At 45.1% G+C, this 21,196-nt stretch carries 18 protein-coding genes; 12 read left to right on the forward strand and 6 right to left on the reverse strand.

Going from position 1 to position 21,196, the window contains the following annotated elements:
* Positions 1–233 precede the first annotated feature (233 nt).
* The 12 genes from DPF91_RS10300 to manA all read left to right on the forward strand — a co-directional run bounded on the left by DPF91_RS10300 (position 234) and on the right by manA (position 15,782).
* The gene (locus tag DPF91_RS10300; protein ID WP_117234343.1) at positions 234–1,496 is read left to right on the forward strand and encodes a sugar ABC transporter substrate-binding protein; all 1,263 of its coding nucleotides are present in this window, start codon (positions 234–236) and stop codon (positions 1,494–1,496) included.
* Positions 1,497–1,569: 73 nt separating this feature from the next.
* A complete protein-coding gene (locus DPF91_RS10305) occupies positions 1,570–2,706 on the forward strand; it encodes a carbohydrate ABC transporter permease (protein ID WP_206355558.1) in 1,137 nt (378 codons plus the stop codon).
* Between the two features lie 2 nt (positions 2,707–2,708).
* Positions 2,709–3,611, forward strand: coding sequence for a carbohydrate ABC transporter permease (locus DPF91_RS10310; protein ID WP_117234344.1), 903 nt, complete (start codon positions 2,709–2,711; stop codon positions 3,609–3,611).
* A gap of 53 nt (positions 3,612–3,664) precedes the next feature.
* The gene (locus tag DPF91_RS10315; RefSeq protein ID WP_117234345.1) at positions 3,665–5,119 is read left to right on the forward strand and encodes a glycoside hydrolase family 32 protein; all 1,455 of its coding nucleotides are present in this window, start codon (positions 3,665–3,667) and stop codon (positions 5,117–5,119) included.
* A gap of 5 nt (positions 5,120–5,124) precedes the next feature.
* Positions 5,125–6,204: an ABC transporter ATP-binding protein gene (locus DPF91_RS10320; RefSeq protein WP_117234346.1), complete on the forward strand. Its 1,080-nt coding sequence runs from the start codon at positions 5,125–5,127 to the stop codon at positions 6,202–6,204.
* A gap of 117 nt (positions 6,205–6,321) precedes the next feature.
* Positions 6,322–7,320 (forward strand): LacI family DNA-binding transcriptional regulator, encoded by a 999-nt coding sequence (locus DPF91_RS10325; RefSeq protein WP_117234347.1) that lies wholly within the window; start codon positions 6,322–6,324, stop codon positions 7,318–7,320.
* 67 nt (positions 7,321–7,387) lie between these two features.
* Entirely contained in the window at positions 7,388–8,842 is a 1,455-nt protein-coding gene (locus tag DPF91_RS10330; RefSeq protein ID WP_117234348.1) for a glycoside hydrolase family 32 protein, read from the forward strand.
* Positions 8,843–9,105: 263 nt separating this feature from the next.
* Complete coding sequence (locus DPF91_RS10335; protein ID WP_117234349.1) at positions 9,106–10,068, forward strand: alcohol dehydrogenase catalytic domain-containing protein; 963 nt, start codon at positions 9,106–9,108, stop codon at positions 10,066–10,068.
* A gap of 19 nt (positions 10,069–10,087) precedes the next feature.
* Positions 10,088–11,137 carry a Gfo/Idh/MocA family protein gene (locus DPF91_RS10340; RefSeq protein ID WP_117234350.1) on the forward strand — a complete coding sequence of 350 codons (1,050 nt, stop codon included), beginning with the start codon at positions 10,088–10,090 and terminating at the stop codon, positions 11,135–11,137.
* Positions 11,138–11,257: 120 nt separating this feature from the next.
* Entirely contained in the window at positions 11,258–12,229 is a 972-nt protein-coding gene (locus tag DPF91_RS10345; RefSeq protein ID WP_117234351.1) for a LacI family DNA-binding transcriptional regulator, read from the forward strand.
* 161 nt (positions 12,230–12,390) lie between these two features.
* Complete coding sequence (locus DPF91_RS10350) at positions 12,391–14,316, forward strand: alpha-amylase family protein (RefSeq protein WP_117234352.1); 1,926 nt, start codon at positions 12,391–12,393, stop codon at positions 14,314–14,316.
* A gap of 275 nt (positions 14,317–14,591) precedes the next feature.
* A complete protein-coding gene (gene manA / locus DPF91_RS10355) occupies positions 14,592–15,782 on the forward strand; it encodes a mannose-6-phosphate isomerase, class I (protein WP_117234353.1) in 1,191 nt (396 codons plus the stop codon).
* Between the two features lie 82 nt (positions 15,783–15,864).
* Here the strand turns inward: manA and DPF91_RS10360 are convergent, their stop codons facing one another.
* Genes DPF91_RS10360 through msbA form a run of 6 tightly spaced genes read right to left on the reverse strand, consistent with a single transcriptional unit; the run spans position 15,865 to position 21,173 of the window.
* On the reverse strand, positions 15,865–16,479 hold the full coding sequence (locus tag DPF91_RS10360; protein WP_117234354.1) for a LysE family translocator: 615 nt from the start codon (positions 16,477–16,479) through the stop codon (positions 15,865–15,867).
* A 59-nt stretch (positions 16,480–16,538) separates the two neighbouring features.
* Complete coding sequence (locus DPF91_RS10365; protein ID WP_117234355.1) at positions 16,539–17,480, reverse strand: LysR family transcriptional regulator; 942 nt, start codon at positions 17,478–17,480, stop codon at positions 16,539–16,541.
* A gap of 25 nt (positions 17,481–17,505) precedes the next feature.
* Positions 17,506–18,258 carry a 3-deoxy-manno-octulosonate cytidylyltransferase gene (kdsB, locus tag DPF91_RS10370; RefSeq protein WP_117234356.1) on the reverse strand — a complete coding sequence of 251 codons (753 nt, stop codon included), beginning with the start codon at positions 18,256–18,258 and terminating at the stop codon, positions 17,506–17,508.
* On the reverse strand, positions 18,258–18,437 hold the full coding sequence (locus DPF91_RS10375) for a Trm112 family protein (RefSeq protein WP_117234357.1): 180 nt from the start codon (positions 18,435–18,437) through the stop codon (positions 18,258–18,260). Before DPF91_RS10375 ends, kdsB begins: the two co-directional genes overlap by 1 nt.
* A complete protein-coding gene (gene lpxK, locus DPF91_RS10380) occupies positions 18,418–19,425 on the reverse strand; it encodes a tetraacyldisaccharide 4'-kinase (protein ID WP_117234358.1) in 1,008 nt (335 codons plus the stop codon). The genes DPF91_RS10375 and lpxK overlap by 20 nt, the downstream gene beginning before the upstream one ends.
* The gene (msbA, locus tag DPF91_RS10385) at positions 19,422–21,173 is read right to left on the reverse strand and encodes a lipid A ABC transporter ATP-binding protein/permease MsbA (protein WP_117234359.1); all 1,752 of its coding nucleotides are present in this window, start codon (positions 21,171–21,173) and stop codon (positions 19,422–19,424) included. Before msbA ends, lpxK begins: the two co-directional genes overlap by 4 nt.
* Between the last annotated feature and the right edge of the window lie 23 nt (positions 21,174–21,196).

Raw genomic sequence — 21,196 nt, forward strand, 5'->3', positions numbered from 1 at the left:
TCTAACCCCATTGGGTTAGAATACGAAACCACACCCATAAACCGCACTTCATTCTACAACGTTGCCATTTGTGATCTGTCTATTATTTTTCAGTTTAATCACCTGTATAAATGAGAGCTAACCCTGCAAAACCGTTTTAGCCGCATTTAAATTTCAAATGCCATTCGTTTAAATAGCATCGTCCCTACAAAAATAGACAAGAAAATTACAACCTTGTCATACATGGAGTTCTTATGAAAAAGATCACAACTACAATTTCTGCTGTTGCATTAGGCGTTATCTCTGCAAGTGCGGTAGCAGCTCCTACTGAAGTAACTATTTGGCGTCACCAAACAAACGCAGCTGAGATGAATGCATCTAAAGCTATGGTTGAACGCTTCAATGCTTCACAGAGTGAATACAAGATCATCCAGGAAGCTATTCCAGAAGGCACATACACACAAACAATCACGGCTGCAGCAAAAGCTGGCAAACTTCCTTGTGTAATTGAGCTTGACCAACCTTTAGTTCCAAACTTTGCATGGAACGGCTTCCTACGTCCTCTTGAAGGCTTCATGTCAGACGCAACTCTTGCTGACATCAACACATCAGGTAAAGGTACTTACAACGGTAAGGTTTACTCTGTAGGTCAGTTCGACGTAGCACTTTCTCTGTTCACAACAAAATCTCTACTTAAAGAAGTTGGCGCCCGTACGCCAACGGCAGAAAACCCATGGACTAAAGATGAGTTCATGGCTGTTCTAGATAAGATTAAAGCATCAGGCAAGTACCCTTACGCTCTAGATATTGAAGCTGGTAATACAGGTGAGTGGGTTCCTTACGCGTGGTCTCCACTGATGATTTCTTGGGGTGCAGACCTAATCAACCGTGACAACTACGTTGAAGCTGATGGCACTCTAAACTCAGATGCTGCAATCGAGTTCGGTGAGTGGATGCGCTCTCTAGTAACAGATGGTTACGTAGATCGTAAGCCTTCAGATTTCGATGGCTTCCCTGCTGGTCGTGTTGCAATGCAGTACACAGGCTCATGGGCTGTTGGCCGCTTCGATGCGAAATTCGGTGACGACCTAGCTATCCTACCAGTGCCTGATTTCGGTACCGGTCCTTCAATCGGTGGTGGTTCTTGGCACTGGGCTGCAACAAACTCTTGTGCACACCCAGAAGCAGCGTCTGCATTCCTAAACCACGTTGCATCGTCTGAAGAAATCGCAGCAACGTCGACAGCGACAAGCCTTATCCCAACTTCAGAGAAAGCAGCTAACTTGACTGACAACTACCAAGAAGGCGGCAAATGGCGCGGCTTCTACGAGTTCTCTGGTAAGTTCGCGAAACTACGTCCAGAAACGCCAGCGTACGCGGTAATTTCTAGCTCTTACGACAAAGCAATGCACGACATTCTTGACGGTAAAGACCCAGTAGAAGCGTTAGACATCGCAGTAGACAACATTGAAGCAGCTATCGAGAAGAACGATGGCTACGGCTTCCCAATGAACTAATTGACTCTGTCTAAATCGCAATACTCCAGAGCCCCTCTAAGGGGCTCTTAACACCGACTAAATGGTGACACACATGACCAGCAATGTGACATCACTGAATAATCAAAGCAATTTAGCGACTGATTCAACGCCAGTGAAAAAGAAAAAAATGAACCGCAGCTCAAAATACGGCATCGCGATGGGATCCCCGGCATTCTTCGGGCTTGGCATGTTCCTATTGCTACCATTCTTAATGGCAATTTTTTTGTCGTTCACAAACTCTCGACTACTTTCTCCAAATGCAACGGAATTCGTTGGGTTTGATAACTACAACCAGCTTCTAGCGGTAAACTACATTGTTCTGCAACCAGAGCTAGACAAAAATGGCGAGTACAAACTTGATCGTGATGGTGATAAAAAGTACCCACGCGTTCGTCGCCACCTAAGAAAGAACTTCCCTGAGTTACGTTCTTACTACGAGTTGACGTCTTTTTCTTGGGGTGAAAATGACAAGGTTGTAATTCTTGCTAAAGACCCAATTTTCTGGAAATCCCTTTGGAATACAGCCGCTTTCGCCTTTATGGTTATCCCTCTTCAATGTGGTATGGCACTCGCGCTCGCACTATTAATCAACCGTAAGCTCAAAGGAACAAACTTCTTCAGAACCATCTACTTTGCACCAGTAGTAACCTCAATGGTTGTTGTAGCTATTGTATGGACGTTCCTCTACCACAAAGATTTTGGTTTGATTAACCAGTACATCAATACCCTCACCTTCGGCCTCGTCGATAACATTAACTGGTTAGGTGACGAAGAGTGGTCGATGAAGGCGATTGTTATCATGTCGGCTTGGCAGGGTGCAGGTGTTCAAATGCTCATCTTCCTAGCGGGTTTACAAGGTATTCCACAAGATCGATACGAAGCAGCCTCAATTGATGGTGCAAACGAATGGCAGAAATTCCGCTATATCACGATTCCAGGACTGAAGAACACAATCACATTCATCATTATCTCGACCACAATCGCCGCATTCGGTCTATTTGTTCAGGTTGACGTAATGACGGGTGGTGGTCCACTGGATTCGACTTCAACAGTCATGCTTCACGCTATCAATAAAGGCTTTAACGAGCAAGACACCGCTTACGGTTCAACGATTACGGTTATCTACTTTGTAATCATTCTTAGCATCGCGTTGGCACAGAAACTGTACTTCGCTAAGAAGGAGGCTTAATTATGAGCTCTGCAGGCACTATCAATACCGTGGATCCATATGCGGTTCCTAAAAAAGTAGCAACCTACGCGGTCATGCTACTACTGGGTTACATCTTTGTATTCCCACTATTATTCATGTTTTCAAGCTCTCTAAAGCCTCAAGCGCAGATCTTTGAAGACTTGTACAGCTTCGCTGCGGTACTGCCAACAGGTGACATTTCACTGGCAAACTACACCAGCGTTTTCGAATCCACTCGAATTGGTCTGTACTTCTTTAACTCATTCTTCATCACTGGCACAACCATGGTATTGAGCCTACTGGTGAACTCTATGGTGGCGTACTCACTTGTTCGCCTTGATTGGAAAGGCCGCGGATTTGTCATGACGTTCATCATTGCACTCATGATCATTCCACTAGATGGTATCGCGATTCCGCTATTAATGCTGGTTTCTCACCTACCATGGATTGGCTGGGACGGCGGTCTGGTTCTAGAAACAACTTGGTTGAACTCATACCACGTACAGATTTTACCTTTGGTCGCGAACCCATTCTTCATCTTCCTGTTTGTCTCTTTCTTCAAAGACATTCCAAAGGACTTCGATGAAGCAGCAGCCATCGATGGTGCAACTCCGTTCCAGATTTACTGGAGAATCATCATCCCAATGTCTAAGCCAGTGTTTGCAACCGTAGCAATCCTGCAGTTCTTAGGCGGCTGGAACCAATACCTCTTCCCAGTGTTATTCACACAATCGGAAGGTGTACGCCCAGTCATGCTAGGTATTCAACAGTTCTTCGGTAACAACACAGAATGGGGTGAGATCATGGCTTATGCATCGCTAATCACTCTACCTGTACTGGTTGTATTCCTAATCTTCCAACGTCAGTTCGTGCAGTCTATGGCTGGCGCAGGCGTGAAGGGCTAACTCTCTATTCGTTGCGCTGAGTATCACTCAGCGCAGCATAAAAGGTATTTAAGATGTTACTTTCTCAAGACCCATACCGCCCAGAGCTTCACTTTACCGCTCCTTTTGGCTGGTTGAATGATCCTAACGGTCTAGTATTCGTTGACGGTGAATGGCACCTGTTCTACCAGTACTACCCTTACGGTAATAAATGGAACGACATGCACTGGGGTCACGCAGTGAGCCGTGATCTTACTAACTGGAAGCACCTACCTATTGCACTAAAACCTAATGAGTTGGGTGTTTGTTTTTCAGGTTCTGCTGTGATTGACCACAACAATACTTCTGGTTTCTTTAAAGATGGCGACCTAAACCTTGTTGCGTTCTACACCAACACTATGGGTCTTTCACCGAATCAAGCTGACGGCCTACAGATGAACTCTGTTGCTTCAAGCACAGATGGCATCACGTTCGATCAGCATGTTGCTATCAACCCTATCATCCCAAATACAGGGCTAAAGAACTTCCGTGACCCGAAGGTATTCTGGCATGAAGAATCACAACGCTGGGTTATGGTTCTAACAGAAGGTGAAGAGGTTGGCATCTACAACTCAGAGAACCTAACCGAGTGGACTCGCGTTTCTGGTTGGGGTAAAGGCGAGGCCTACACGGACGGTGGTCCATTTGAGTGTCCAGACCTTTTCTCTATCGTTGATGATAAGGGCGTAACACGCTGGGTGATGGTCATGGGTACCATTTTCCAATCGTACACTGAAGGCTCTGGTACTCAGTATGTGATTGGTGATTTTGATGGTAAGACGTTCACTCGCGTAGACGATCATCCAGATGTACTTTGGATGGATTACGGTAAGGATTTCTACGCCACTCAATCTTGGTCCAACACGCCAAATAATCGCAATGTAGCCATCGCATGGATGAGCAATTGGCTGTACTCGAATGATGTACCGGCAACCTCACACCGCAGTGCAATGAGTTTCCCTCGTGAACTTGCTCTTGTAACAACAAGCCAAGGTCTACGTATGGCTCAAACATTTGCATCAGACGGCATGGTGGCTACAGATAACTGTGCGGAGCTATGGGGTCGCGTTGTCAAATCAAACGAGACAGTGACTTTGTCTGATCCTGAACTGGCTTCAATGATCGACCTCGAGCTAACACTGGACAATCAAACGGAAATTCTGCTGTCACCACTTGGCAGCGAAGCGCTTCAATACCGAATTAAGAAAGCTGACAAAGGCTATCAAGTCACTATGTCACGTCAACGTATGGTTGATGGTGACGAACGATATCAACAAAACTTCGCGTGCGAATACAACCTAGAGTTAGCAGACAACGAAACATTGTCACTCTCAATCGTACGTGACCGTACTAGTTGCGAAATTATTTATAACGACGGCACAGTATCTACAACTGATTGCGCTTTCACTCACTCATTTGGTGAGTTCAACCTAGAAGTCCTACAAGGCAATGCCGTCATCAACACAATCAAAGAATCAGTAAAAGGGTAATCATCATGGGCAGTGTAAAACTAAGCAATGTAATCAAGCGTTTTGGCGACACTCAAACCATTCACGGTGTAGACATCGATATCAAAGACGGTGAGTTCGTCGTATTTGTTGGTCCATCTGGTTGTGGTAAATCTACCCTACTTCGTATGGTTGCAGGTCTAGAGAGCATCACAGACGGTACTATCTCTATCAATGACCAAGTGGTTAACGACCTTCAGCCTTCTGATCGTGGTATTGCGATGGTATTCCAATCATACGCTCTATACCCGCACATGACGGTACGTGAAAACATCGGTTTCTCAATGAAGCTGGCGGGTACGCCAAAAGAAGAGATGGATAAGAAGATTGAACTAGCGGCGAAATCTCTACAACTAGAGCCACTTCTAGACCGTAAGCCAGCAAACATGTCTGGTGGTCAACGTCAGCGTGTTGCTATCGGCCGTGCCATCGTTCGTAACCCAGAAGTATTCCTGTTCGATGAGCCGCTATCAAACCTAGATGCTGAATTGCGTGTAAACATGCGTATGGAAATTGCACGCCTGCACAAAGAACTTGATTCAACAATGATCTACGTAACACACGATCAGGTAGAAGCAATGACACTGGCAGATAAGATCGTGGTACTGAGCGCTGGTCAAGTAGAGCAAATCGGTACGCCACTAGAGCTATATCAATACCCAGATAACCTATTCGTAGCTGGCTTCATCGGTTCACCTAAGATGAACTTCATCAAAGGTCAGGTAGAATCAATCCAAGACGGCAAAGTTTCAATTCAGCTTGGTGATAACAGCTTGATTACCATCCCAGAGCGTTCGAAGCCAGTACGCGTTGGCGAGCAAGTGACTATTGGTGTACGTCCTGAGCACTTAAACGTTGATGCTGAGAAGCCGTTCACAATTTCAGTACTACCAAACGTTGTAGAAAACCTAGGTGGTCACAGCTTCCTATACACTGAATTTGCTGGTGATAACGTATCGGTTGAAATGGAAGGCATCTACACTCACGATGACGATTCAAACATCGTACTAGGTGCAGACATTGAGAACGTACACCTGTTTGACGAAAACGGGAAAGCGGTACGTTAATGCTCCTCATTTATGGCTAAGGGACACGCTTCTCTTAGCCTTATTTGATTAAGTCTCTGCACTCAGAGATTTAATCAAATAACGAAGCAATAAACACAACAACAAAGTCCGTACCCTATGAGTAATATTAAAGACGTAGCTGCACACGCGGGCGTATCTTTTAAGACGGTGGCTAGAGTCGTCAACAACGAGCCATCGGTTCGTGAAAGCACGCGCGAAAAAGTATTACGCTCAATTGAAGCGTTGAATTACCGTCCAAATACCTCTGCGAAAATGATGCGCAACCAAAAGTCGGGGGTGTTTGGTATCATCATGGAAACCCGCAGTTCAATGGCTCCTGCGGTAAAGATCATCCAAGAGGCTCAGCACTATGCGCGTAAGCATGGCAAGTTGGTCATCACTTCAAACGTCACCGAACACGACCGTGCAAGTGCGATCGAACAAATGCTCAACCTACGTGTCGATGGCATTATCTACGCGACCATGTACCATCGTGAAGTCGAGATCCCGCCAGAATTAGAAGGCACACCGATGGTGTTAGTCAACTGCTTCAGCAAGAACCCTAACATCCCAGCCATTGTTCCAAATGAACACCAAGCAGGCTTAGAGTTGACTCAACGCATGCTGAATAAAGGCTTCCGAAAGATTGCGTTTCTCAACCTAAACGGTCGAGTAATCGCGGCAAGTGAGCGCTTACAAGGCTATAAATCAGCGCTTTCTATGTCAGGTATTACCGTTAATCCTGATTATCTCAAATATGCAGAAATAGAAAGTCACCAAGGCGGAGCCAGTTCTATCAGCGTTACTGACCAGGTGTTGACTGAGCTGCTTGAGATGAACAACCCACCCGATGCCATTATCTGCGGTAAGGATGAAATCGCACTTGAGGTGTACTTGTATTTGGCACACAAAGGCATCAAACCCGGTACTGAACTTGGTATTGGATCGTTCGATAACATGGAGCACATCACTCGTTGGCTAAAACCTTCGCTTTCAACCATGGAGCTTCCTCATACTAAGATGGGTCAAGTCGCGATGCAGTACCTGCTCGGCGAGCCACTAAACCGCAACCAATATTTGGTAGATTGGGATTTTGTCGAAGGAACTTCGTTCTAAAACCTCTAACTTAGTTACTCTAATGGCGGCAATTATGCTGCCATTTCCCCACATAGAGCCTTAATCCATGCTGTCCAATAACACTGATTCTGCTAATCAAGCCCAAGAAAACGATGTAATTAAGCACTGCCCTTATCGACTCGGCTTTCATATCATTCCTTCATCTGGTTGGATTAATGACCCGAACGGGTTGGTCTTTCACGGTGGTCTCTATCACGCCTTCTTCCAATACCATCCTTATTCTTCAGTCTGGGGACCAATGCACTGGGGACATGTTACTAGTGAAGATATGGTTCATTGGCAGCGTCAACCCGTCGCGTTAGCACCAGGTGATGAAGGCACTTGCTTTTCTGGCTCTGCGGTTAGCGATAATGGTGAGCTTCACCTGTTCTACACGGGTCATCATTGGACCAAGCAGGAGAATGATTGGCAAAACTTCAAGCAAACACAGTGTTTGGCCACCAGCGTAGACGGCGTCAGTTTTGAAAAGAAAGGCATCGTCATTGCAGATTCTCCCCTACCGCACATCCAAGATTTCAGAGATCCAAAGGTCTGGAAAGAAGGTGGAAAATGGCATTTGATATTGGGCGCTCAAGACAATGGCACAGGCCAAGTACTTTATTACCAAGGACAAACCCCTGAGCAATGGGAATATCGAGGCGTACTTGTTGAGGCCGACGAATCGGAAGGCTATATGTGGGAGTGCCCAGACTTATTTAAACTTGGAAGCAAGCATATTCTTGCTGCTTCTCCACAAGGATTACCAAAACACGGATATCACAATTTAAGCGAATATCAGTGCGGTTATTTTGTTGGTGAGTTTGATGGACAATCATTCTCTCACTCGGTTTTTACTGAGTTCGATGTAGGGCATGATTTTTACGCTTGCCAAACATTTGAAACACCTGATGGCCGAAGAGTCATGCAAGCATGGATGGGGCTACCTGCTACGCTTATGGAGACTCAAGACAGTGGTTGGGCAGGCGCTCTTTCACTTCCTAGAGAGTTAACTCTCGACGAGCAACAACGAGTCATCCAAAAACCAATTAAAGAGCTCACAGGCTTACGCCAAGCTGAACTACTGTCAGTACAAAATAGCGAAATAGAAGCAGGCCGTCATCCGCTTGATGTTCAAGGTGAGTTACTCGAAATTGAACTTAGTTTTTGTTTACAAGAGCGTACTGCTGAGCGGTTCGGTATCTTGCTTCGTTGCGGGGAAAACCAAGAGCAAACCATGATTGGCTACGATGCCATGGCCGAGCGCATCTATCTTGACCGGAATCTATCCGGGCATGTTCAAGGCGTTCGCAGCACTGAGCATGACGGTAGCGACCATGTAGATCTACATATTTACTTAGACAGGTCTTGTGTCGAGATCTTCTCAGATACGGCCTACCAGACCATCACAAGCCGTATCTATCCTGAGGAGAATAGCTCCAAAGTAAATATTTTCTCTGAGAATGGAAAAGTAACGCTTAAGTCACTCAACATCTGGCAACTCAAAGATATTTGGCACCCTTAACCCAATCTAACTCGGTTACCGTCTAATCAGCAGGAGTAGCCGAGCCTTCACAGCCACAACCTACACAGCCACTCTAGTCTTTCGATACTTTCACAATGTTCAAATTACTAATGGTAAATATTTACTCTTTAGGTTTTAATTTAGTGATCCAGTTAACGTAAATATTTACGAAAGATCTGCATAATCAACTCATCAAGAACATAGACCTATCGCTCTCCCCTACTCTGTTACCCAAGAGCGATACACACAAAAGGTAAATTACGATGAAAGTTGCTGTACTACGCGGTCCTAAAGATTTCCATATTGAAGAACGCCCAATGCCAGAAATTGGCCCAACAGAAGCCCTGGTTAAGATCTCGGTTTGTGGTATCTGTGCGTCAGAAATTCACGACTACTGTGAAACACCTGCAGGGTCTGAGCGTGTGCTTGGCCATGAAGCAGTTGGTATCGTTCAAGAAGTGGGGGTTGGTGTAACTAAGTTTAAGAAAGGCGATCGTGTCACTGGCGTTATCATGCAAGGTTTCGCTGAATATGGCAAAGCTGAAGAAGAGTTACTGACACTTGTACCAGAATCACTAGAAGATTCAGAAGCAATTGGCGAACCTCTAGGCTGTCTAATGAGCGGTGCTAACCGCACTCCAGTAGAGTACGGTCAAAAAGTAGCAATCATTGGTCTTGGTTACATGGGTCTGGGCTTCCTGCAGCTAATGAAGATGAAAAACCCAGTTAAATTGATCGGTATTGATCCTCGTGAAGAAGCTCGCCAAAAAGCACTTGAGTTAGGCGCAGACGAAGTGTACCACCCAGCTGACGTTCCAGAAGAATACAAAGTAACAGAATTTGGTGAAAATGGCCGCCACGAAGGTAAAGCATTTGATGTAGTTGCTGAAACGTCAGGCTCTCAACCTGGTCTTGACCTAGCAGCTGAGATCACCGCCGTACACGGTCTGATGTCTATTGTTGGTTTCCACCAAGGTGAACGTCGCAATGTTGATATGTGCATGTGGAACTGGAAAGCATTCTCTGTTGTTAACGCGCACGAACGTCACCTTGAGCGTCTAGTAAAAGGTACAGCGACCGCACTTAAACTGATTGAAGCTGGCAAGCTAGATACCAAAACGTTAATCACGCACAAGTTCTCACTAGAGCAAGTGGGCGACGCATACGATGCAATCATCGGTAAGCCAGAAGGCTTCGTCAAAGCTTACGTGAAAATCGCAGATTAATAGCAATAAGGAAAGACTCATGACTCAATTCAATATCGCTATTATCGGTTGTGGCAACATCGCTCGTACTAAACACGCTTTAGCTCTATCGAAAATGGAACAAGTAAACCTCGTTGGCTTCTTTGATGTGTTCAAAGAAACCGCACAAAAGCTCTGTGATGATTTCGGTGCTGAAGGTGCTGTGGTTTACGACAACCTAGATGATATCTTCAAAAATCAGGACATCGACGTTGTTCATATCTGTACTCCAAACAACACGCATGCAGAGTACAGTATTGCAGCAATGAAACATGGCAAGCACGTGATGTGTGAAAAACCAATGGCAACAACGGTTGAAGATGCACAGCGCATGGTCGAAGTAAGTCGTGAAACAGGTAAAACGCTGTCTATCAGCTACCAAAACCGCTTCACAAACGAAAACTTATACCTGAAGAAAGAGATTGATGCTGGCCGTCTAGGTGAAATCTACTTTGCCAAAGCTCACGCTGTTCGTCGTCGTATCGTCCCAACTTGGGGTAGCTTCTTAGATAAAGAAGTACAAGGTGGTGGCGCACTGATCGATATCGGCACACATGCTCTTGATCTCGCCTTACACCTCGTGGGCAACTACGATGTGCACAGCGTTAATGGCGTCGCTTACGACAAGTTCAAAAACCAAACGGAAACCGGTAATATGTTTGGTGATTGGGATGCTGACAAGTACACGATTGACGACTCTTCTTTCGGCTTCATTCGCATGAAAAATGGCGCAACGATCTTCCTAGAGTCGAGCTGGGCGTTGAATACACTTGATGTCGGCGAAGCGCAAGTGACCCTTTGTGGTGACAAAGCAGGCGCCGACAACCGCAATGGCCTGCGTATCAATGGTGTGCGCAACGATGCACTGTATGTCGAAGAACCATCTTTCTATGAGGATGACTGCCTAGCTGCAGAAATGAAGCAATGGATCTCTGCGCTTGAAAACGGCACAGACGCTGAAGTGACACCTGAGCAAGCATTGACAGTCACCAAGGTTCTGGAAGCCATCTACGAATCTTCAGAGACCAAACAACCGGTCATTTTTGACTGATGTCTTAAGAAATCAAAAAGCTCTGGTTGCGCCAGAGCTTTTTATTTTTTATGGTTTCTATTCAAGGCGTAAATATTTACCCTCTACGCAAAATTATCTAATAACAATAAGCTATTACACATGTCAGATACCCAGACTCTCGATGTCAGTAAAATTAATATTCACGAAGTAGCCAAACAAGCAAATGTCTCTATCGCTTCGGTGAGTCGCGCACTCAACAATAAGCCGGGAGTCAGTGAAAAGACCAAAAACAAGATCCTAGCAATATGCGAAGAGCTTGGGTTTGCTACTGGTGGTTACGCGAGAGAGCTGGTAAGCAAGCATAGAGACAGCATTGCCATTTCTATGGGGCCTTTTTACCAAGCCTCACGCTACCTTGGGTTGATTTGGCCTGCCATTTCCATCGCTATGCGAGAGCAAGGCAAAAGCCTGCTACCTATCGAGCTTGATGAGAATAACTTCGACCAAATTGGTGGTGTGGTACTGCTTAGTGCAGAACACGACGACCCTCGAATTAAAACACTCAAAGAAAAAAACATTCCCTTCGTTTGTTTAGGCGTCGTAGAAGGCGAATTTTGGATTGCCTCGGATGACTTTAATGGTGGTCGTCTAGCGACTCAACACCTGCTGGATACTGGCAAGCGACATATTGCATTCGTAACCCCTAATGCGCCAGAGGTCAACTACCAGTCTCGATTGCAAGGCTATACCTCAGTCATGGCAACAGAAGGCATTGCGATTCATACGATTCGCACGGGTAAAGACCCAATCGGTGAATTAGCTGCCTATCAATCCATCATGGACTTAGACCCAAATCAACTGGAAAGCATAGATGGTTTAGTCTGCGAAAATGACGAGATTGCTCTTGGGGTAAAAACCGCCTTAGTTCGACGTGGGATTAACATACCTGAACAAATATCCGTTGTCGGTTACGATGGCATACCAAGTATTTCAGATGGTTTAACCACCGTTGTCCAAGATTACAAGAAGATCGCTGAACATATCGCTACTTTACTTGGCAAGGCCGCGAATAACGAGGCTCCGATGGGTATTGTTGTCCCTGTTTCGTTGAAGAAAAGCCTGTCATCTTGAAAAAGTGGTATCCAACAGCACCTTCAACGCATAACCTCTCATAAATACGATTCCAACCCACTTGCTAAATCGATTTAGGAAGAAGATCACAGAAATTATTTTTTACTAGCTAAATAATAGTCGCCATATATGACTATTTACGAATATGGCTAGGAGAAACCATGTTAACTCATCAGCAGGGACAGAAAGCCCTCAAGCAGGTGCTTGAATCAATCGAGCTTCCTAAATTAACCAAAAAAGACAACGTTGTATTTCAAAAGCGTTTAGAACAATACTTCCCTCCTCTAGCACAAAAACTCCATGAGCTATACGGTCATCAGTACGACTTCTTCTATCATCTTCAACAACTCGTTATCACACTAGCTAATGCCTTTGCTTCTCGTAAACCGGCAATGAAGAAGCGCGATGAGCTGCGTTTGAAGAATCCGACTTGGTATCGCAGTGAAGATATGCTGGGCATGGCCGTTTATGTTGATCTGTTTGCCGGTGACCTGAAGAAACTTAAAGAAAAAATCCCTTACCTCAAAGAGCTTGGTATCACCTATCTGCACCTAATGCCCCTTTATCAAGCGCCTGAAGGTGACAGTGACGGTGGCTACGCAGTGTCTGACTACCGTAAGGTCGATCCAAAGTTAGGTTCAGAAAAAGACCTTGTTACGTTGGCGACTGCATTACGCGATGCTGATATTAGCCTGGTACTGGATTTCGTTTTCAACCATACGTCAGACGAACACCGTTGGGCTGAAGGTGCGAAAGCCGGCGATCCTGAGCTACAAGATTTCTACTATTTCTTTGAAAACAAGCAAGACGTTGATGATTACAACCAAACATGTCGCGAAATCTTCCCGACAGTACGTCGAGGTAGTTTCACCTTCCTAGAAGCGCAACAGAAGTGGGTTTGGACGACCTTCAATAGTTTCCAGTGGGATCTGAACTATTCCAACCCAGCCGTTTTCAATGCGATTACTGATGAGATGTTATTCTTAGCAAACATTGGCTGCGAAGGCCTACGATTGGATGCACTTGCCTTTATTTGGAAAGAGAAATGGACTCAGTGTGAGAGCCTACCGAAAGCACATACCTTGATTCAGTGCTTCAACTCTTGTCTACAAATCGTCGCTCCAGCGGTTCAATTCAAATCTGAAGCGATTGTTCATCCTGATGAAGTAGCAAAATACATTGGTAAAGATGAATGTCAGCTTTCTTACAATCCTCTTATGATGGCTCTCATGTGGGAAAGCCTCGCCACTCGTGAAACTAAGCTGCTTACGGCTTCTCTCAAAAAGAGTTTCCAGATTTCTCCTGACTGCAGCTGGGTTAACTACATTCGCTGTCATGACGATATCGGCTGGACGTTTGATGATGCCGTTGCTGACCAACTTGGCATTGATGGCTTCAATCACCGTCGCTTCCTAAATCAATTCTATACGGGCCGTTTCGAAGGCTCATTTGCCGAGGGTGTCCCGTTCCAGGAGAACCCGACTACAGGAGATTGCCGTGTTTGTGGTTCATTGGCTGCGTTGACGGGTCTGGAAACCGCAGTTGCCAACCAAGATGCAAACGCGACTAAACTGGCTCAAAAGCGAATTCGCCTACTAAACAGTATTAACTTAAGTATCGGCGGCATACCTCTGATCTATCAAGGTGATGAACTTGCGATGTTTAATGACCACAGCTACCTTGATGATCCGTTCAAGCGTGATGATTCTCGTTGGGTAAACCGACCTCAGATTACCGAAGCGGATATTGCGACAATTGACGACCCTAGCCATGCCGCTTTCAAGGTCTCAAATGATCTCAAGCAGATGATTGAACTGCGTAAATCATCACCGGTATTTGGTGAAGCTCGCACCGAAATTCTGGAAACTTACCAACCACACCTTTTCGCTTATGCTCGCATTCATGAAAATGGTGAGAAGCTGCTAGCAATCTGTAACTTTAGCGAATACGAACAATCTGTTCCTGCATCAATCTGTGACATTTTAGGGGCAGACAGCATCATCAATACTCTTGATGGTCAGGATGTTAATATGCAGGGAGACATCTCACTGGATGCCTACGATGTTCTTTGGCTTCGTCAGAAGTAATGAGGTACAAGTCGATTGCCATAGTGAAGAACTAACCCGTTCTTTTCGGATTAATAGTGGTTTACACGTTTAACCACGACCAAAAATCGAATTGTATTATTAGGAGGAGCTTATCGCTCCTCCTTTTTTATTACTTTAAATACAAATATGTACATACCGATAATATGTATTATAATTTGTACTCTAGGTATTAAATTGATATTAAGCATGGAAACTGTCATTTATCCATCGTAGAATGGCCACATAACCATCATAAAAAACCTCTGGATATGGAAATGACACACCTATTTAAACTAGATAACGTAATCCAAGATTACATCTGGGGTAGTAAGACCTCTATTGCTTCGCTGTTCGAAATCGAGAACACAGAAAACGCTCACCAAGCAGAAATCTGGATGGGTGCTCACCCAAATGGTTGCTCTAAGCGTGACAACGACAAAGCACTGCTAAGCGAGCTCATCAAGGCGCAACCTGAAGCGTTTCTCGGCCAGCGTACAACAGAACAATACGGCGAACTGCCATACCTTCTTAAAGTATTGGCCGCAGCTAAACCGCTTTCTATTCAAGTTCACCCGGAAAAAAGTCGCGCAGCTGCAGGATTCGAGAACGAAAATCAAGCAGGGATCCCTGTAACTGCTGGCAACCGCAACTACAAAGATCCAAACCATAAACCTGAGCTTGTTTATGCCCTGACTCCTTACTTGGCGATGAACGGCTTCCGTGTATTTGAAGAGATCATCAGTCTATTTGAGCAAGCGAGCGTTCCAAGCCTAGAAACTGAGCTTGCTGCACTTAAAGCAAACCCAGAATCGAGCCAACTTAAAGCATTCTTTGAAGCCGTTATGTCGCTAGAGGGTGAAGCACGCGATACCGCACTAGCAGAACTACTAGAGAACATCGATAGCAAAGGTCAAACAGAGCTCGCTAAGCAAGCGTTCGCTATGGTCGTTGAGTTCCACGCCGAATACCCAACCGATATTGGCCTGTTCGCACCTCTAATGCTTAACCTGATTGAGCTGCAACCTGGCGAAGCTATGTTCCTTTTTGCTGAAACACCACACGCATACCTACGTGGTACAGGCATGGAAATCATGGCGAACTCTGATAACGTACTTCGCGCAGGCCTAACGCCTAAGTTCATCGATGTGCCAGAGCTTATCGATAATACTAAGTTTGAGCCTATTCCATTCGACACGCTAAAAACGGCTCCAGTCGTTGAAGGATACCGTACTTGCTTCCCTGTACCTGTTGAAGACTTTAAGATTGATATCCTGACTTCAACAGATCAGGCTGCTTCTCTTAACACGGAAAGTGGTGAAATCCTTTTCTGCCTGACAGGTAATGTTACGGTGAAAACAGGTCAAGAATCCGTTGTACTGAAGTCTGGCGAATCGGTATTTGTTCCTTTTGCAGCAGGCGAATACCAGTTTGAGGGGGAAGGTCAGTTAGTACGTGCTTACAACTAATTGATACCCTTAAGTTCTGACGTAAAAGACAACAAAGCCACGGTACCTACCGTGGCTTTTGCTATGTACACCCAAGGCGAAACTACAGAGTGAACACAACTCTCGCAGCAAGCAGGATTAAAACAATACCCGACAAGCGATCTATCAATACCGCTTTAGACTTTATTTTATCCACGACCTTTGAGTTGGATAAAACAAGAGTAATAAAGGTATACCATAAACCATCAACAATCAGTGGCGTCGCTACTATGATTGCTTGGTTGCTAAAATCGTTAGCGATAGCAACAAACTGGCTAAACAGTGCGATGAAGAACAACGCAATCTTTGGGCTTAAGATCGATATCAAGAAACCTTCTTTCGCAGATTGTCCGACACTCACCTTTTCACCAGATTCGAGTTTCGCAGCAACCCCCCCTTTAGAACGTATCGCGTTAAAACCTAGATACGCCAGATAACCCGCACCTGCTAAGCTAATACCTTTAAACAACATTGGACTCTGTTGTAGCACTACAGCAAGACCAATGATGGTTACAAAAGCATAAATGCCGATACCTAATGCATGAGCCCAAGACGTTGCTAGTCCATTGATTCGCCCACCAGCTAGAGAATGTTTTGCAACAATCGCTAAGCTCGGCCCCGGAGACATCGCACCAAGAATACAAACGGTGAATAAAGATAACCAAATAGTGAATGTCATAATCAAACTCCTCTTTGGTTATAGAGTATCAAGAATGGTGTTATAAAATGAAATCAAAGTTACTCATCATTATAATGATCTGAGATCATACCGATGCTGTGTTTTGACACCCGCATGATTGCGTAGACTTCTTCTCTCACCCAGGCGTGAGCTGGGTCGAGATCGTATTTAGGGTGCCACATCAACCAATACATATGAGCGGGCGTGTCAAAAGGAAGGGCCTTATATGTTAAAGCATGATGCTTGGAGAGGTTATGAGCGATATGCTCAGGCACTATCATCAATAAGTCACTATTCAACAACCTATTGATCGCTGAAGAAAAGAAGGGAACCTTAAGAGAGACTCGACGCGAACGCCCTCTTTCACGCAAAGCAATATCGACGAACGAATCTTTGTCCCCTCCCCCTGTCACTTTGACATGATTGAATCTTACCAAGTCATCAATTGATAAATCTGGCTTGTGAGTTAACGGATGATCTTTTCTCATCAAGCAAACTGCATAATCTTCACCGAGCTTCTTACTCGACAGCTCTTTCGGTTTATCCGGCAACATAGAGGATGCTAACTGGATAGGTGTATCAGCTAACTTATCTAAGAAATCAGGATGCCAAAGCTGGTATGCAAGATTAAGGTTTGGCGCAGTTTGAGAGAGGTGCTGAGCAATGTCTGGGACAATATATTGAGCGACATAATCACTTGAGGAAAGAGTCAACTCTCCATGCCATTCCAGTGGTTCAAAAGGTTTGTCAGAGAAAAGGTCGTCAAACTCGATTGCAAGGATGCCGAGTTTATTTTGCAGAACTAGAGCTCTAGATGTGGGAACAAGGTTGTTCCGGTCACGAACGAGAAGAGGATCGCCCGTCAACTCACGTAATTGAGCTAGCTGTCTACTTACGGCTGATTGGGTGATATTGAGCCGCTCAGCTGCGCGGCTCACATGGCACTCTTCAAGTAAAACATGCAAAGAGCGAAGCAAGTTTAAGTTGATATTACCTAACATTACTCCCTCTCTGATTCGATCTTACTTACTTTGTAGCCACGAGCGCTCGAACTTGTTCGAGATCTTCTGGAGTATCAACACCCGCAGCAGGAGCTTCTAGTGCTTTCTCAACATGAATCTTTTCACCATGCCAAAGAACACGCAATTGCTCTAGAGACTCAATACGTTCAATCGGACTTGGCTGCCAGTTAATGTAGGTATTGATGAAACCGGCGCGATATGCGTAGATACCAATATGACGAAGCAGAGGCTGTTCAATCACTTTGTCTTGTTTGGCGAAGTTGTCTCGATCCCATGGGATCGTCGCTCGACTGAAGTAAAGTGCGTAGCCTTCTTTATCAGTTACAACTTTAACCGCGTTAGGGTTGAAGACTTCTTCTTCATCAGAGATTTCAACACCTAGAGTCGCCATTGGCGCGACGCTCGCAGCTAGGTTGTCCGCAACTTGACGAATAATAGTTGGTGGGATTAACGGCTCGTCGCCTTGAACATTAACGATAATATGGTCATCAGCAATGCCCATTTTCGTTACGACTTCAGCAAGACGCTCAGTACCTGATTCATGATCTGGAGATGTCATACAAACTTGGCCCCCGAAGGCCAGTACGGCTTGCTGAACACGTTCATCATCGGTTGCAACAATCACGGTATCAGCACCGGCTTGAAGTGCTTGTTCATAAACCCATTGAACCATTGGTTTGCCACCAATATCAGCAAGTGGCTTCCCTGGTAAACGCGTCGATTGATAGCGAGCAGGGATAACAACAGTAAAAGACATTAGCGTCCCTCTTCCATTGATAGCGAACGTGCTTCTGGCTCAAGTAGTACCGGAATACCATCTTTGATTGGGTATGCTAAACGATCCAGCTTACAAATAAGCTCTTGGTTGTCCTTATCTAGCATCAGCTTACCTTTACATACTGGGCAAGCTACGATCTCAAGAAGTCGATGATCCATAATGTTCCATTACCTTGTTTAATTTTTCTAGAATACGCTGTTCATCTGCATGACTAAAGTTTGCAGAAACAGGTACATACCACCAGTTGCCTTTGGCAAAGCTATCGCATTTTACTGCGTCTTTCTCTGTCATAATTAACTGGCTGTTGGGTTGTTCTATTTTCTCTATGTCTTGTAGAGAGTACGCCTGATGATCAGGGAAAGCATGCGTCGCAATCACGTCAGCTTTGAGCTCATCTAGCGTACTAAAAAATCTTGGAGGGTGGCCAATACCAGCAAAAGCGACCAGATTACCTAAACTTGATACCTCTTTCCGCTCACCGGTTTTAAGGTTCACAGCCATATCCGGATGCAACGCAAAGCCAAGCTCGTTACTTTTCGGTTCACCACCATTAGTGACAATAAAGTCGACACTATTTAAACGCTCTAATCCTTCGCGTAGTGGGCCTAATGGCATATAAGCCTGATTACCAAAGCGTCTCGCTCCATCAACAACGACAAATTCAACATCTCTCTGAAGTGCGTAATGTTGAAGACCGTCATCGGTAATGACGATATCGACCCCTTGCTCCATCAATAATTTCACGGCGTTGCTTCGCACGGGGTCAACCGCTACTGGGGCGCCGGTACGAACATGAATCAGGCGAGGCTCATCTCCACAGTGCTCAGCTGGGGTCGAGGTTGTCACTAACAATGGGTAATTCGGCGCTTTACCGCCATATCCTCGAGATACCACACCAGGTTTATAACCTTGCTTAGATAACTGCTCTACCAGCCAAACGACCATCGGCGTTTTGCCATTGCCACCCGCAGTAATATTCCCCACGACAATGACGGGAACATCTGCTTTATAGCTTGGTCTTATACCATTTTGAAAATCAGATTTTCGTTTTTCACTGATACGTTTAAACAAACGACTTAATGGCCACAAAAGTGGCCATAGTAGGATTCCAGCTGGGTGTTTGTCGAACCAGATTTTTTCGATCATTGCTCACCAAACTGGTTGCTGTGCAGTTGAGCATAAACGCCATCTTGAGCTAATAGCTCGTTGTGGTTACCACGTTCGATTATTTGACCATCATCCACAACCAAAATTTGATCTGCGTTTTCAATGGTTGAAAGTCTGTGTGCGATAACTAGAACCGTCTTATCCTTCTGTAGCTCATCAAGTGCAGACTGAATCGCTTTTTCTGATTCATTATCCAAAGCTGACGTTGCCTCATCCAGAATCAGCACTGGTGCATTGCGCAGTAAAGCACGCGCAATAGCGACTCGCTGACGTTGACCTCCTGACAGGCTTGCACCATCTTCACCAATAATCGTGTCTAGACCGTCATCTAGCCCATTAACGAAGTCCATACAATAAGCAAGCTCAGCGGCTCTTTCGATGTCTTCACGAGAATATTTATCTTCTGCCGCGTAGGCAATGTTGTTCGCAATTGTATCGTTAAATAGGTGCACGTTTTGCGAAACCAGGGCGAAATGAGTGCGTAGGTTCGTCAATTTAAAATCACGAATATCGGTCCCATCAAGCTCTATCGAACCCGAGTCTACATCATAAAAACGTGTAAATAGATTAGCAATAGTACTCTTGCCTGAACCAGAACGACCTACCAGAGCAACCGTTTTGCCTGTGGGGATATCGAAAGAGACGTTCTCCAAGGCCGGTTTCTCGCTGCCTTGATAGGTGAAAGTAATATCTTTGACCGCAACTTCACCTTTAACTTCTTTTGCTTCGAATTTGCCCTTGTCGACCTCGGTGTCCATGTCCATTAACGCAAACAGTGTCTGGCTTGCAGCCATACCGCGTTGGAATTGAGAGGTTACGTTAGTTAGTGCTTTTAGCGGGCGCATCAAGCCAAACATCGCAGAAAAGATAACGGTGAAGGTACCTGGAGTCAGTTCACTGCGGATAGAGTCAACGCTTGCCAAAAACAGAACACTCACAAGTGCAACAGAAGCGATCATTTGGATAACAGGGTTGGCAATCGCCTGTGCTGAAATCAACTTCATCGACTGCTGACGCATTTGGTTACTCACACGGTCAAAACGTTGCTTTTCAATCTCCTGACCACCGTAAGTTAGTACAACTTTATGACCGCGCAGCATTTGCTCAGAGGATGCAGATACTTTACCCATTGCGGTCTGCATATTTTTTGAAATCTTGCGGAAGCGCTTAGAGACAATACCAATCGCCCACGCCACTACTGGCGCGACTAAAAGTAGTACCAGTGAAAGCTGCCAGCTATTCCAAAACATCAAAGCAAGTAAACCTATGATACTGGCACCTTCGCGCACTATACTGACTAACGCTTTACTGGTTGCCGATGCGACTTGCTCTGAATCATAAGTAATACGTGATAACAACTCACCCTTCGATTCTTTATCAAAGAAGGAGACTGGCATATGCATGAAATGATTGAACACGTTTTGACGGATCAACATTACGACATTGCTCGATACCCAACTCAAACAGTATGTCGATACGAAACCACTCACTCCTCGAACAAACATCATGCCGAAGATGATGAGAGGAAGAATTCTTAAGAAATTAGACTCAATGTCACCAAAGCCTTCATCGAGCAACGGCTTCAGTAGTGAAATCATATAGGTATCGGCAATAGCGTTAACAATCAACGCTACGACAGCAACCGCTAATCCCTTTTTATAAAGGCGAATAAATTTCCATAAACGACCGAAAGTTTGTCGTGTCGTTTCATCGTGTTGATCAGACATAAAGTGCTTATTTTTATTAGGTA

The organism is Vibrio maerlii, from assembly GCF_003415655.1.
Taxonomy (GTDB): Bacteria; Pseudomonadota; Gammaproteobacteria; order Enterobacterales; family Vibrionaceae; genus Vibrio; species Vibrio maerlii.